The 12,899-nt window shown below is 61.9% G+C and carries 9 protein-coding genes; 2 read left to right on the forward strand and 7 right to left on the reverse strand.

What is annotated here, in order from left to right:
- Positions 1-8 precede the first annotated feature (8 nt).
- Positions 9-3,311: an adenylate/guanylate cyclase domain-containing protein gene (locus tag CK215_RS08460; RefSeq protein ID WP_141245462.1), complete on the reverse strand. Its 3,303-nt coding sequence runs from the start codon at positions 3,309-3,311 to the stop codon at positions 9-11.
- Between the two features lie 243 nt (positions 3,312-3,554).
- On the opposite strand from CK215_RS08460, the gene CK215_RS08470 reads away from it, so the two are divergent.
- Positions 3,555-5,327, forward strand: a complete 1,773-nt coding sequence (locus CK215_RS08470) for an adenylate/guanylate cyclase domain-containing protein (protein WP_095830678.1) — start codon at positions 3,555-3,557, stop codon at positions 5,325-5,327.
- Between the two features lie 79 nt (positions 5,328-5,406).
- Here CK215_RS08470 and CK215_RS08475 read toward each other — a convergent pair whose 3' ends face one another.
- From CK215_RS08475 to CK215_RS08485, 3 genes are all read right to left on the reverse strand, one after another.
- A complete protein-coding gene (locus CK215_RS08475) occupies positions 5,407-6,792 on the reverse strand; it encodes a hypothetical protein (protein WP_095830679.1) in 1,386 nt (461 codons plus the stop codon).
- 198 nt (positions 6,793-6,990) lie between these two features.
- Positions 6,991-7,515, reverse strand: coding sequence for a GNAT family N-acetyltransferase (locus CK215_RS08480; RefSeq protein ID WP_095777247.1), 525 nt, complete (start codon positions 7,513-7,515; stop codon positions 6,991-6,993).
- Positions 7,516-7,588: 73 nt separating this feature from the next.
- Entirely contained in the window at positions 7,589-8,413 is an 825-nt protein-coding gene (locus CK215_RS08485) for a hypothetical protein (protein WP_095777246.1), read from the reverse strand.
- Positions 8,414-8,616: 203 nt separating this feature from the next.
- Here CK215_RS08485 and CK215_RS08490 point away from each other — a divergent pair, with 203 nt between their 5' ends.
- Complete coding sequence (locus tag CK215_RS08490) at positions 8,617-10,032, forward strand: adenylate/guanylate cyclase domain-containing protein (RefSeq protein WP_066994105.1); 1,416 nt, start codon at positions 8,617-8,619, stop codon at positions 10,030-10,032.
- A 21-nt stretch (positions 10,033-10,053) separates the two neighbouring features.
- Here the strand turns inward: CK215_RS08490 and CK215_RS08495 are convergent, their stop codons facing one another.
- From CK215_RS08495 to CK215_RS08505, 3 genes are all read right to left on the reverse strand, one after another.
- Positions 10,054-10,533 (reverse strand): class I SAM-dependent methyltransferase, encoded by a 480-nt coding sequence (locus CK215_RS08495; RefSeq protein WP_067326330.1) that lies wholly within the window; start codon positions 10,531-10,533, stop codon positions 10,054-10,056.
- Positions 10,534-10,721: 188 nt separating this feature from the next.
- A complete protein-coding gene (locus CK215_RS08500) occupies positions 10,722-11,903 on the reverse strand; it encodes an ABC transporter permease (protein ID WP_095830680.1) in 1,182 nt (393 codons plus the stop codon).
- Positions 11,900-12,898, reverse strand: a complete 999-nt coding sequence (locus CK215_RS08505; RefSeq protein ID WP_066994096.1) for an ABC transporter permease — start codon at positions 12,896-12,898, stop codon at positions 11,900-11,902. Before CK215_RS08505 ends, CK215_RS08500 begins: the two co-directional genes overlap by 4 nt.
- Between the last annotated feature and the right edge of the window lies 1 nt (position 12,899).

Raw genomic sequence — 12,899 nt, forward strand, 5'->3', positions numbered from 1 at the left:
CCACCCGGCTAGTCGAGAAAAGGCAGCACCACAAGCGCTTCCGGGTCTAGCCCGTGCTGGGCGCATACACCCTGCGCCAGGGAAAAGTAGCGTTCGGCCTCGGCCAGATTGTCGAGGTCGAGATTAAGCGTTGCCAGACCATCATAGCACGGAAACAGCAGTTGGGGTTCACTCGTTTCGCGCGCTACGCCCAGTGCTTCGTGGAACAAGCCAACCGCCAGTTCCGGACGACCGTTGCACTGGTGGATCTGCGCAAGCACGATCAACGGCACCGGCAGATGCTCGCGCTGGTCGAGTGCCCGGTCGATCTCGATGGCCTTCTCGGCAGCAGGCACGCCCTCCGTTGGGCAGCGATCCGTGAAAGTACAACAAGCAACCGCCAGGTTCGCGAGGAGGCGCGCCTGAAAACCCAAATCACCAATATGGCGCGCCACTTCAAGGCCGCGCCGACAGACCTTTATGGCCTGTGCCGGATCGATGGTCGTGTAAAGCACGCCGAGATTGGTGTAGCCGCGGCAGGCCGCGCCCAGCAGGCCGGCGGCTTCGGCCAATTCAATGCTACGCTCAATCTGGCGTACCGCTTCAAGGTTTCGCCCAAGGCGAGCCAGCGCGACAGCCTTGGTGTTGAGTGCCTCGGCGGTCACAAGCGTGGCGTCACGCCCTTCCTCGGAGACATGCTCCGTTGTCAGAGTGCGTACGCCGTCCAGCGCCGCGTCTGCCCATTTTGCTGCGCGAGTGTGATCTCCGCTACGGAACGCCTGTCGGCCACGTTCTTGCCACAGCTGCGCCTGCTCGATCGGGGCATCCGCTCCTTCGAGGAGCGCCGCGGCTTCAGCATAGCGGGTTTCTGCGTTGTCCCGCTTGCCGACGTCCCAGAGCAGCCGACCGATCTTGCGCAAAACTCGTGCCGACGCGACGGGATTGCCTGACTCGCGATATGCCTGCAGCACCGTTTCGTAGTGCTGGTGCGCGACCTCGCGGCGGCCTACCGGGCCGCTCAAATCGGCAATGCGCTCCGCGATTGCCAATTTGAGCGGCGTTTGCCCGATCGCGCCCAACGCAGTCAACGCTCGCTCGTAGAAACGAAGGGCGTCGTCGTTGGCGTATATCATGCGAGCGCGATCGCCCGCCGCCTGCAAATAATGCGCGCCTTTCTCCCGCTCCGCGCTCTGCGCGAAATGATGACCGAGCACGGTCAAATCCTCGAGCCGTTCCGGCTTGTCGCCACACAGTTGCTCCAAGGCGGCACCGACCCGCCCGTGGATATCGGTCCGGCGTTGCAACAGCAGATTTTGGTAGATCACGTCCTGCAGCAACGTTTGCGTAAAGCGGTAGCTTGGCGACGAGATCGAGCCTGATCCGGCGACCTCCTCGATGATTTCGGCATCGCAAAGCAGTTCGCAGCCGGCTTCCAAGCGGCCGGGTTCGGCTGTCACGGCTTTCAAAAGTGTGGCATCGAAGCGCGGGCCGATCACCGCGGCTTCCTGGGCCAACCGGCGCACCTCCTGGGGCAGCCGGTCGACCCGGGCAAGCAGCATTGCCTGGATAGTGGCGGGAATGCCGGTTGCGACTTCGCCTGCCGCAGTCCGCCATCGCTGGCCCTCGCGCATCAGCACACCGCGATCGATCAGGCCGCGAACGATCTCCTCTATAAAAAGCGGGTTGCCGCCGGCGCGCTCGAGGATCTGGTCGACAAGCCTGCCTGCGGACTTTACCCAGCTCTCACCGAACAGCGCCGCCAGCAGCCCGCGTCCGTCATCAGTGTTGAGCGGCGAAAGCCTGAGCGCTGTGTGACTGACCCGGCTTGAGTCGAGCTGGTCGTTGTCCGGCGCCGGACGATGCGTGACCAGCAACATCAACCGCGTGCGTTCCAACCTGTCCATCACGAAACGCAGCGCCTCGAGCGACACGGCGTCGGCCCAGTGCAGATCTTCGACGACAATCAACAGCGGCGACAAGGCAAGCCGCCTTTCGATGATCGTGCGGACTGCGTAGAGGATTTGCCGCCGCAGCTGCTCGGGCTCGACATGCTGCAAGGTGGCATCGGGGTCGCCAAGGCCAAGCACATGGTAGAGCAAAGGCATCAGCCGCTTCGCCTCCTCGCCCTGCAGGCCGAGGTCGGTCAGCAAGCCTGCGAGCTTCGCCCGCATTTCGTCCCCAGTATCGCTTTGCATCATCCCGGCAGCGCTGCGCACCACTGCGCCCAAGGCGCCAAAAGATTGTTCGCCCAGCGGGGAGCATGTGGCCTGCCGCACGGCGACGCTACGAAAACGATCCTCGTCGCCGACGCGGGCGACGAACTCCTTCACCAGCCGCGATTTCCCGATACCGGCCTCTCCGACGAGACGCACAAGTTGGGCCGAGCCGCCGCACGCCTGGTCAAGGCTGGCCAGCATTCTATGGAGCTCCGCACCACGACCTATGATCGGCGCGCTGAGGCCGAGCGCCTCGAGCCCACGCGCTGCGCGCGGCAACGCAAGCGGTGCGTCCAGTCGATGGACGAGCACACTGCCTGCTTTGCCGCGAAGCACAACATCACCCAGCGGCTCAAAAGAGAAGGCATGCCGGGTCAGCCTGTGAGTGAGTTCGCCTACCAGAACCTCACCCGGTGCGGCCAGCGATTGCAAGCGTTGCGCCGTATTCACTGTGTCGCCGGTCACCGAATAGGATTTGGCGGTGCCGATGCCCAATCCGCCAGTGACGACCGGACCAGTGTTTATGCCGATGTGGAGCAACAGAGGCGAGCCGGAGTGGGGAGCGCTTTCGCCGAGCCGCGTCGTCCGGGCCATCATGTCGAGAGCGGCGCGAAGCGCACGTTCCGGATCGTCCTCATGCGCGACCGGCGCACCGAACAAGGCAAGCAATGCATCGCCGATGAATTTGTCGACGAAACCGCCAAAGTTTCGCACGGCTGCCGTCAATTCCTTGAACAGTTGGTTCTGCAGCGCTTGCATCACCTCGGGGTCGAGCTGCTCGCTCAGTGTCGTGAAGCCGCAAAGGTCGGCGAACAGGACCGTCACCGTCCTGCGATCGGCTTCAGAGACGGGATGCAACCCATCATCTTCGCTTTCGATGTTCGCGAGCAGCGACGGAGTTCGAGAAGGCGGCACAATGGTCCGGCTTGATGTCGGAGCAGGCCGTTCGACGGCTTTTACCGTCGCACCGACGCTTGCCCCACATTTCGGACAGAACTCGAAATCGGGTGCGCACAGGTAGCCGCAGTTGGCGCATGGCACGGGCTGGCGCCTGCCACACTTCGGACAGAAAGCGAAACCGCCCTCAACCTCGAAACCGCAGCCCGAGCAGTCCATCGAGCAAGACCTCACTGGAGCCATGACGGCGTGATCTCGCCACGCACTTCACGGCCGGGTATTCAGACAAGAATGAACCGATAGTCGTCGGCCAGCAAGCGGCAGCGCAAATGGGGCATCGAGCGATCGGTCCAGGCCCGGTGGCAGAGCGCTGCCGACTCGCGCGTCTGCGTAGCCGTCGTCCACGAAAATTCCCTCTTAGCCTCCGCCTTCCTGCTATTATGGAGCCGAGGACACGTGCCCATGAGCGAAAACCGGAAGCTGGCCGCAATCCTCGCTGCAGATGTGGTTGGATACAGCCGGCTCGCGAGCGAGGACGAAGATCGTACTTTGGCGAGGTTGCGGGCACTGCGCAGCGACCTGATTGATCCAATCATCGCAGTGCACAACGGGCGGGTGATCAAGCGCACGGGGGATGGAGCGCTGGTCGAGTTCCGCAGCGTGGTGGATGCCGTGCGCTGCGCCGTTGAGGTTCAGAACGGCATGGTCGAGCGCAATACCGGCGTGCCGCAGGACCGCCGCATCGAGTTCAGGATCGGCATCCATCTGGGCGATGTGGTCGAAGAGAGCGACGGCGACCTGATGGGCGACGGCGTCAACATCGCCTCGCGTTTGGAGGGCGTCGCGGCGCCCGGCGCCATCTGCCTGTCCGAGGATGCCTATCGCCAGGTCAAGGCGCGGCTCGACCTCTCGGTCAGCGATCTCGGCAGCACACAGCTCAAGAACATCGCCGAGCCGATCCGGGTCTATTCGCTGCAAGTCGGCAGCGCCGGGACCAAGTCGGCCGCGACCCCGGAAAGCGCGGCGAGCCGGCCCGCGACGGCAGCGCCGCCGAAACTGTCGATCGCCGTCCTGCCGTTCGCCAACATGAGCGGTGACGCCGAACAGGATTACTTCGCCGACGGCATTTCTGAGGACATCATCACGGCGCTGTCCAAACTGTCGCAGCTCTTCGTCATCGCACGCAATTCGTCGTTCACCTTCAAGGGCCAGAACGTCCATGTGCAGGAGGTGGGCTCGAAGCTCGGCGTGCGGCATGTACTCGAGGGCAGCGTACGCAAGTCGGGGAACAGGGTGCGCATCACCGCGCAGCTCATCGATGCAACCTCGGGCGGCCATCTTTGGGCAGAGCGGTTCGATCGCGACCTGACCGACATATTCGCCGTGCAGGACGACGTGACGCAGCAGATCGTCGGGGCGTTGGCGCTTAATCTGACTGAGGGCGACCGTCAGCGGCTGGCGCCCGAGTATGCGCGCAACACGCAGGCATATGACTATTTCATGCGGGGCCGGGAGCTGTGGCACCGGCTGACGAAGGAGACAAACGTCGCAGCCCGCGACCTCTTGCAACGTGCGATCGAACTGGACCCGAAGTTTGCCTCTGCCCACGCATTCCTCGCCCTCACGCACGGGCTCGATTACCTGAACAGGTGGAGTGCGTCGCCGCCGGAATCGATGGCGCAAGCGGAAGAGGCTGCAACGCGAGCGGTGACGCTGGATGACAGCGATCCCTGGGCCCACTGGGCGCTGGCTATCGTGAAGCTGTATACACGACGGCACGATGAGGCCATCGACGAGGCCGAGCACGCGATAGCTCTCAACCCGAACTTCGCCGAAGGGCACGTGATCCTCGGCGAGGCGCTGCACTATTCGGGCAGATCCGAAGAGGCGCTCGAGAGTTACGCCCGGGGCAAGACCTTGAATCCATACTTTCCGGATGTGCTTCTGCATTTCCAGGCTTTGGCATCGTTTCAACTCGGAAGGTACGAAGAGGCCGTTGACCTCTTGCTGCAGCGGCTGGCTCGCAACGCTGTCACCGATGTCTCGCGCGCGCTTCTGGCCGCCAGCTACGGCCATCTGGGCCGTTTCGCCGAGGCCCGCGAGGCATGGCAGGAGGTGCTTCGCGTCAATCCCGACTATTCGCTGGACTACCGACGCAAGGTCTTGCCCTACAAGAACCCTGCCGATTTCGAACTCATCGTCGACGGGCTCCGCAAGGCCGGTATCGTGCAATGACAGGTGAGGCCATGTCAGGCAGGCCTTGAACTGCGGCCGATCGCGATGGACTCTCCGCGAATAAAACCTGATGCGAACCTCAGGTCGCCTTGATCTCTGCCTGGCCGATCTTGCGCCATCGGGCGTCTTCTCGAACCAGTTTCAGGTCGTCGGTCGTCTCGGCAAGTGTTTGCAAGCGATACTGCCGCAACAGATTCGGGAAGAGCGCCCCTTCCGGCAGGCCAGCAAGCTGCTCGCGGACCGAAATCTTTTCATCGATGACCCGCACGCCCCAGGCATTTTCCCGAACCTGCAGCTCCTGAGCCAGATCGCGCTCTTCCGGCGCGTTCTCGTCCAGCACCGCCAGCAGGATCGAGTGGAAAAGCGCCACATAGCCAATCTGTCTCAGGCCGCCCACCACCCGCACGCGCGGCAGTATGGCAAGAACCAGGAACGTCAGGAACAAGTTCGGCAGCAGCACGCCTTCCAGTAGCGCCTGCTTGAGATGTACTCGCTCAAACGGGATGGAAAGACCATGCGGCCTGTCGGGCTCGATCAGGTGGCCCTTCTCGAGGACGAGCTTGCGCACGCGCTCGTCGCGGATGCCCCAGAAATAGGCTGTGGCATTGGGCAGGAATCTGCCAAATGGGCTCGCTGCGGTCTCTTGCAAGGCACGTTCGAGACGCTGGCGCCTCGCGGGCTCAAAGAGCAGCCTGGAAAGAAGGCTGCCGTCATATTCCAGATGCCGAGCCATGGCGGCCGCGGCCAGCCGATCATCGTTGAAAACCGGCCGGGCCATGTCGGAACCATCCCAATTGGCGACCAGATCCTCGTTGAGGGCTGTGACCGCGTCGGCCGCGGTTGCAAACCTCTTGTCGCGGCTGGCAAGCAGTGTGCCCAGCCAGCGGCTGGCATCCGTTTCATCACCCATCGCTTCGAGCGCGCGTTTGTTGAGGAAGACGGGACCGGCCGCGCAGGCGCTTTTGCGGCACAGCTTGTGGCGTCCCATGCCAAACAGGTTGACCTTGTCGTCGCCGACATCGAGCCATCCGGGCCCCTCCCGGCCGATTGTCTCCATGGTCATCGTCGTTCCCATGAAGCAGAAGAAGGCCGAGAGCCCGCTTTCGACCGCGCCGAGCCAGGCAAGCAGGAGGGCGTCGAAGGTGATCCGGTCCATCAGAAGCAGACAGTGCAGGCCGGACTGAATGACCGGTCTGTGCTCGAACTCGTCGAGGGCCTTCCCGACCTCTTCAGGCTGCATGATCGCACCAAGACGCTGATGCAGCACGTCGCGCAGGATCGAGCGGGCAGCGATCGCCGGGCCCGATGCAGGCCTTGCCACCGGCCGCCACAGATGGCGGGCATAATCGGAAACCGGTGCATTCCAGTTCTGCTCGATGTCACGCACGACCTCCGGGCAGAGCAGCGACAGCACAGCCAGAATTTCCGCCGGAGGCGCAGGGATTGGGTCAGCCACGGCGGTCATATGTCCCGTCTGGCGGCTCGCGGTGCAAACGCCAAGGGAGACCAGACTTCCTGGATGCCGGCCCACACATGGATCGTCAACTCGATCAGAACGGTGTGAGATGAAATTATCCTACAGAGTTCTCCATCGGCAACCACCAGTTCGCCAACTCGGCTTGATTTGTAGATCGGCTAAACAGTTATGACCGAACAGCGGATTTCAGAATCGCAGCCGGGCCATGCTGAGGAGGTCGTGGTACTGGCCGTCGGTAAAGCCGGCTTTCACATGCCGACCTTCGACCTCGAAGCCGTGGCTTTTGTAGAGGCGCATGGCCGGTTCGTTGTCGGCATAGACGGTCAATTCGACCCGCTTCAGAGCGCGCCAGTTGTCGGCCACGTCGAGCAGCGCGCCAAGTATGGCAGAGCCGATGCCTTTGCCGACAAAGGCATCGTCAAGACCGATATTGATCTCACCGATATGCGAACGGCGCGGCGAACCCTGCACGACCAGGCTGCCATGGCCGACGACCTTGCCCTCCAGCTCCGCAACGATCCAGGTGGTTTCCTGGCCGGACTTGGCGATGCGCCGCTCCACCTGCTCCACCATCTCGAAAGGCATCCTGAGCGTGCCCCAGCGGAAGCCCGGCATGTTGAAGATGGCGCAAAGCGCCTCCGCATCGCTTAGCCGAACGGATCGGAGCTGCGGCTGGATTTTCTCGGGGGATGGCGAGGTTGTGCTGGTCATAACGTTCCCTGCGAAGGCGATCGGCACGGTACGATGCACCCTACGTCACCTGAAAATCCAGCCGTCTCTGCAACTATGATGCCGATTGCGAGCTAAAATACCGAGTGGCGGCGAAAAGTTTGAAGACGCCGCTGATGCCGATCCAGGCGAAAAGGGCGAGCCAGCACAATGTCCCGGTCGCCGTCCAGTCGATCCGGTGCACGGCAGCGTCGGTGATGACGAGTCCAACAATGGCAAGCAGGCCAACCAGCAACTGCGCCAAGCCCAGCACCAGCAGTTCCTCGCGCGGCGCGCTTCTCCAGACGACATATATGCCGCCCGCCCCCGCGAGGAAGATGGCGCTGTAGACCTGAGCGTGGAAGCCATCGACCGGCCATGGCCAGAAGCTGCCGAATGTCAGGGGGAACAGCAACAGGCCGACGCCATAGAGCCCAAGGACTGCCGATTCCACCGGCATGTAGCGGCGCCATGCGGGCCTTAAGGTCACGCCTTTTGCAGAAGGACGGGCCCTGGCCCGCCATAGGAACAGCCCGGATACCGCGACCGAACCAAGATAGACCAGAAACCAGAGCCAGGGCGCTTTGCGCCCGAAGTTGAAATAGCCGAGATTGATGAACGACGCCACCGACACGAAGACGGTGAAGATGAGCGCCATGACGAGCACGAGCCTGCCAGGCGACCAGCGATTCCAGAACAGCAGCGCCGCCATCACGACCATTTCGGCGGTGTAGAAGCCACCAAGGAAGCGGGCATTGAACGGGGTGACGGCCCACGGCCAGCGGGGCTTCACCAGCACGGGCGCGAAGAACAGGCCGGCGCCTACGACCAGGACGATAATGACCACCAAGGAAAAGAGGCGCAGGGTGGCGGGAAACGGCGGATTGTCGGATGTCGGCATCGGAGAGCCCGCGTAGATAAATGGCCATGGATCATCATAGTGCCGCTTGCGGCCGGCGAAAATCCGCCAAACGGACTTGAGCTATCGCCCGGCTTGTCTATTCGAATGGCCGTAGGGTCCGTTTCGAAGTAAAATGGCGCATTCGGACCAAGACCGGTCCGGTCAACACGTTTCGGCGGCGCACTTCTTCCGGAGCCTGCACGATGAACGAAGCTCAGGATCTGTTCTCGCTTCTGCGGCAATCGACCGATGTCGATCCGGCGGCAATCGATGCGATCAAGCGAACCATCGCGGAGGGCAAGGACCGCGAGCTTTGCCGCATCAATGCTCTAGCCTTCGCCAGCAAGCATGGCCTCGATGAGGAACGCGCCATAGGCGCCTTTCTGCATGCGGCGCGCGTGGGCCTCTTCGACATTTCCTGGAATGTTCTATGCCCCGGCTGTGGCGGCGTGCTCGACAGCAACGCCACGCTGAAAACCCTGCAGAAGGACGAATATACCTGCGCGCTGTGTTCCGAAGGCTATTCACCGACCCTCGACGAGATGGTCGAGGTGACATTCACGGTCAGTCCTCGCGTGCGCAAGATTGCCGCCCACAATCCACACGAACTGCCGTTGGTGGAATATTTCCGCCAGATCTACTGGGCGTCCGGCGTCGACCTGCCGGAAGAGGATTTCGCCAAGACGATGGAAGCGTTCTCGCTGGAGGATATCGAGCTTGCGCCCGGTGAAAAGGCTGTTCTGCCCGTACAGCTTCCGTCCGAATTCATCATCGTCTTCGAGCCGGTCACCCATTCAGTGCAGTTCATCGACGTCAAGGGCGAACCGACAAGAGAGCGCCGAAGCCTCTCATTGGTCTTCGACCGCGAGCATGTCCAGAACCAGACGCTGGAGATGCAACCCGGCCCGTTGCGCATTTCGCTGGAAAACAGGACCGACACCCGCGTGCTGCCGACGGTCTTCATCGCCGGCCAGGAATTGCATGATCTCCTGGGCAAACGCCGGCCGTTCCTGACAGCCAAGCGCCTGCTCACCAACCAGACCTTCCGCGATCTCTATCGCACCGATACGCTCGACATCAACCAGCGCCTGAAGATCACTAGCCTCACCTTCCTGTTCACCGACCTGCGCGGATCGACCGAGCTTTACGAGCGGGTGGGCGATCTTTCAGCCTTCGATCTCGTGCGCGTGCATTTTCAGGTCCTGCACGAGATCGTCGCGTCCGAGGCAGGCGCGGTGGTGAAGACGATCGGCGATGCGGTGATGGCGACCTTCGCGACGCCGGATCGTGCGATTGCCGCGGCCCTGAGGATGCGCGATGCCATGCGTGCGCTCAATGAGAAGAGCGGGCGCGAGGATCTGCTGCTCAAGATCGGAGTCCATGCCGGCCCGTGCATTGCCGTGTCTATGAACGAGCGACAGGACTATTTCGGCCAGACGGTCAACATTGCTTCGCGGGTTCAGAACCTTGCCAACGCACAGGCGATCTTCGCCACGCGCGCGGTGGTCGACGACAATCTCACCGCCGATCTGTTGCACAGGAACGCGCTGACGCCCGTGCCACACGAGGTCTCGCTGCGCGGCATCGAGAGGGAGATAGCGGTATACACGATCCCCTGAAGACTTGGGCCGTTGCGGACCTCAGACGCGCCTGCAGACAAAATAGCGATCGGCGGGTACCGAAGGCGGCAGTGGAAGGCGTTGCAACTGCGGGTGATCGAGCGGCGTGCCGCTGACCGCAATGCCTCCGACGCGAAGCAGGCGCGCGGTCAGTTCGGGGAGCCAGGTAGAGGTCACTGCATCGCGATCTTCATAGCCGGTGCCGATGTCGGCATGAACAAGAGCGGCCTCGATGCCGATGAACCTGCTCGCCGTCTCGCGGATTTCGCCGAGCACGAGGTTTTCAGCTTCGGGAATTGAGCTGGCGTGTGCGGCAAGTGCGCGGTCGAACGCCACGATCCGTCGGCCGGGCAGACGCTCGCGCAGATGGTGGAACGTCCGGCCATTGCCGAGGCCGAGCTCAAGGATGGGACCCTCGATCTTCGCCACCTCCGCGCAGACTTGATCGAGAATGTCGCGCTGTGCGGTCAGCCTGCGGATGAAACTTTCGAGGCGACTCATATGCGTTTGTGTGTCCTGAACCAGCTCAAGAGACCGGCAATGCCTGCGACCAGGATGAAGTCCGAGAGCAACGTGTTAGCCCGATCCGGCGTCGCCGCATATAGAGGCGAACGGTCAACACAGCAACAGAACAGGCCCCCGACGAACCGGGCGGAGTCTGCGCCTTGAAGCGCGGCGGACTGGCGATGTCATTTGTAGGGGTCCGCCGCGTCCCGCAAGCCGTCGCCCAGGAAATTGAACGCCAGAATGACGAGAATGACGGGGAGGATCGGCAAAAGTAGCCATGGATAAAACGCGATCACGCTGACGCTGCGCGCCTCGGTGAGCAGGATGCCCCAACTGGTTATCGGCGCCCGCAGGCCGAGCCCGAGGAAGCTCAGCGCCGTCTCGCCCAGGATCATGCCGGGTATGGAGATCGTCGCCGTCGCGATCAGATGCGACATGAAGCCCGGAATGAGGTGCCGCCGGATAATGCGGCCGCTGCTGGCGCCCATCAATTGCGCGGCCAGAACGTAATCCTCCTCGCGCAACGCTAAAAGCTTTGAACGCACGGCCCGCGCCAATCCGGTCCAGTCGAGCAGCCCGAGGATGACGGTGATGCCGAAATAGATCAGGATCGGACTCCAGGTTATCGGCATGATCGCTGCCAGAGCCAGCCATAGCGGAATGCTGGGGATCGATTGCAGAACTTCGATTATCCGTTGAACGATCAGATCGAAGATGCCGCCGTGATAGCCGGCCAGTCCGCCGATGACTATACCGAGCAGGAAGCTGAAACTGATGCCGACGAGGCCGATCGTCAGGGAAATGCGTGCACCATAGATGATGCGCGAGAGCACATCGCGCCCCAGCCTGTCAGTGCCGGCCAGGAAGAGCTGGCCGTTTTCGGCAGGGCAGACAAAATGCCTGTCACCTTCGATCAGGCCCCAGAACCGGTAGCTGTCGCCCTTGCAGAAGAAACGGATCCGCTGAACATCGTCCTGTTTGTCGATGTAGTTTCGCTTCAGCGTGTCCATATCAAGCGTCATCTGGCGGCCATAGACGAACGGCCCGACGAACTGGCCGTTGTGGAACAGGTGCACCCGCTGCGGCGGCGCATAGATGTAGTCCATGTTGCGCGTGTGCAGATTGTAGGGCGCCAGGAACTCGCAGATCAGTATCGCGAAATAGAGCACCGCCAGGAATATGCCGGACACAAGAGCAAGCCGGTGCCGTCGGAATTTCCACCACATCAGCCGCAACTGCGACGCCTGAAAGACCTTCGACTGCTCCGGCGTCATTGCCTCGACCGACTGCAGGTCAAAGGGCGCGATGGAAACATAGTGTTGCAGCGGAGCACCCGGAGCGGGAAGTGGCGATTGCGTGTTCATTTGGTACTGCCGCCCTGCAAACGAATTCGTGGATCAAGCAGTGCCAGCGCCAGATCGGAAATCAGCACGCCGATGACCGTCAGGAAGGCAAGGAACATCAGGAACGACCCTGCCAGATACATGTCCTGGCTTTGCAGCGCCTTGATCAGCATCGGCCCGGTCGTTTCCAAAGACAGCACGATCGCCGTGATTTCGGCACCGGAAATGATGGCCGGCAGGATAGAGCCGATGTCCGAAATGAAGAAATTGAGCGCCATGCGCAGCGGGTATTTGACCAGGGTCCTGAAGGGATGAAGGCCCTTGGCGCGCGCCGTCACGACATATTGCTTGTGAAGCTCATCGAGCAGATTGGCGCGCAGCCGCCGGATCATGCTTGCCGTGCCCCCGGTGCCGATGATCAAGACCGGGATCCAGAGATGGGCGAGGATCGACTTCGCCTTGGCCCAGCTCATCGGCTCGCCGAGATATTGCTGGTCCATGAGATGGCCGACGGACGTGCCGAACCAGATATTGGCGAAATACATCAGGATCAGCGCCAGCATGAAGTTCGGGATGGCAAGGCCGAGAAGGCCGAAGAAAGTCAGGCCGTAGTCGCCCCAGCTGTATTGATGCGTGGCCGAGTACATGCCGATCGGAAAGGCGATGAGCCAGGTGAAGAGGATTGTCACGAAGGAAACCAGCACGGTCAGCCACATTCGGTCCCCGATCACGTCGCGAACCGGCAGCTCATATTCGAAGGAATAGCCGAAATCGCCGTGCAGCATCCCGCCGACCCAGTAGAAGTAGCGAATGACCGGCGGCTTGTCGAAACCATAGTCCTTCCGCATCATCTCGATGCGGTCGGAATCCACCGCTTCGCCCTGAGCCCGAAGCTCGGCAACATAGCTGTCGAAATAGTCGCCTGGGGGAAGTTCGATGATCGTGAACACAAGCGCCGATATGATCAGCAGCGTTGGAACCATTACGGCGAGGCGCCAGACAATATATCGAAGCACG

The sequence above is a fragment of the Mesorhizobium sp. WSM3864 genome (assembly GCF_002294955.1).
Lineage (GTDB): Bacteria > Pseudomonadota > Alphaproteobacteria > Rhizobiales > Rhizobiaceae > Mesorhizobium.

What these genes read in the sequence shown, in the direction of transcription:
- CK215_RS08460 (WP_141245462.1), bottom strand. Translation starts at nt 3,311, where the DNA reads ATGGACTGCTCGGGCTGCGGTTTCGAGGTTGAGGGCGGTTTCGCTTTC.
- CK215_RS08470 (WP_095830678.1), top strand. Translation starts at nt 3,555, where the DNA reads ATGAGCGAAAACCGGAAGCTGGCCGCAATCCTCGCTGCAGATGTGGTT.
- CK215_RS08475 (WP_095830679.1), bottom strand. Translation starts at nt 6,792, where the DNA reads ATGACCGCCGTGGCTGACCCAATCCCTGCGCCTCCGGCGGAAATTCTG.
- CK215_RS08480 (WP_095777247.1), bottom strand. Translation starts at nt 7,515, where the DNA reads ATGACCAGCACAACCTCGCCATCCCCCGAGAAAATCCAGCCGCAGCTC.
- CK215_RS08485 (WP_095777246.1), bottom strand. Translation starts at nt 8,413, where the DNA reads ATGCCGACATCCGACAATCCGCCGTTTCCCGCCACCCTGCGCCTCTTT.
- CK215_RS08490 (WP_066994105.1), top strand. Translation starts at nt 8,617, where the DNA reads ATGAACGAAGCTCAGGATCTGTTCTCGCTTCTGCGGCAATCGACCGAT.
- CK215_RS08495 (WP_067326330.1), bottom strand. Translation starts at nt 10,533, where the DNA reads ATGAGTCGCCTCGAAAGTTTCATCCGCAGGCTGACCGCACAGCGCGAC.
- CK215_RS08500 (WP_095830680.1), bottom strand. Translation starts at nt 11,903, where the DNA reads ATGAACACGCAATCGCCACTTCCCGCTCCGGGTGCTCCGCTGCAACAC.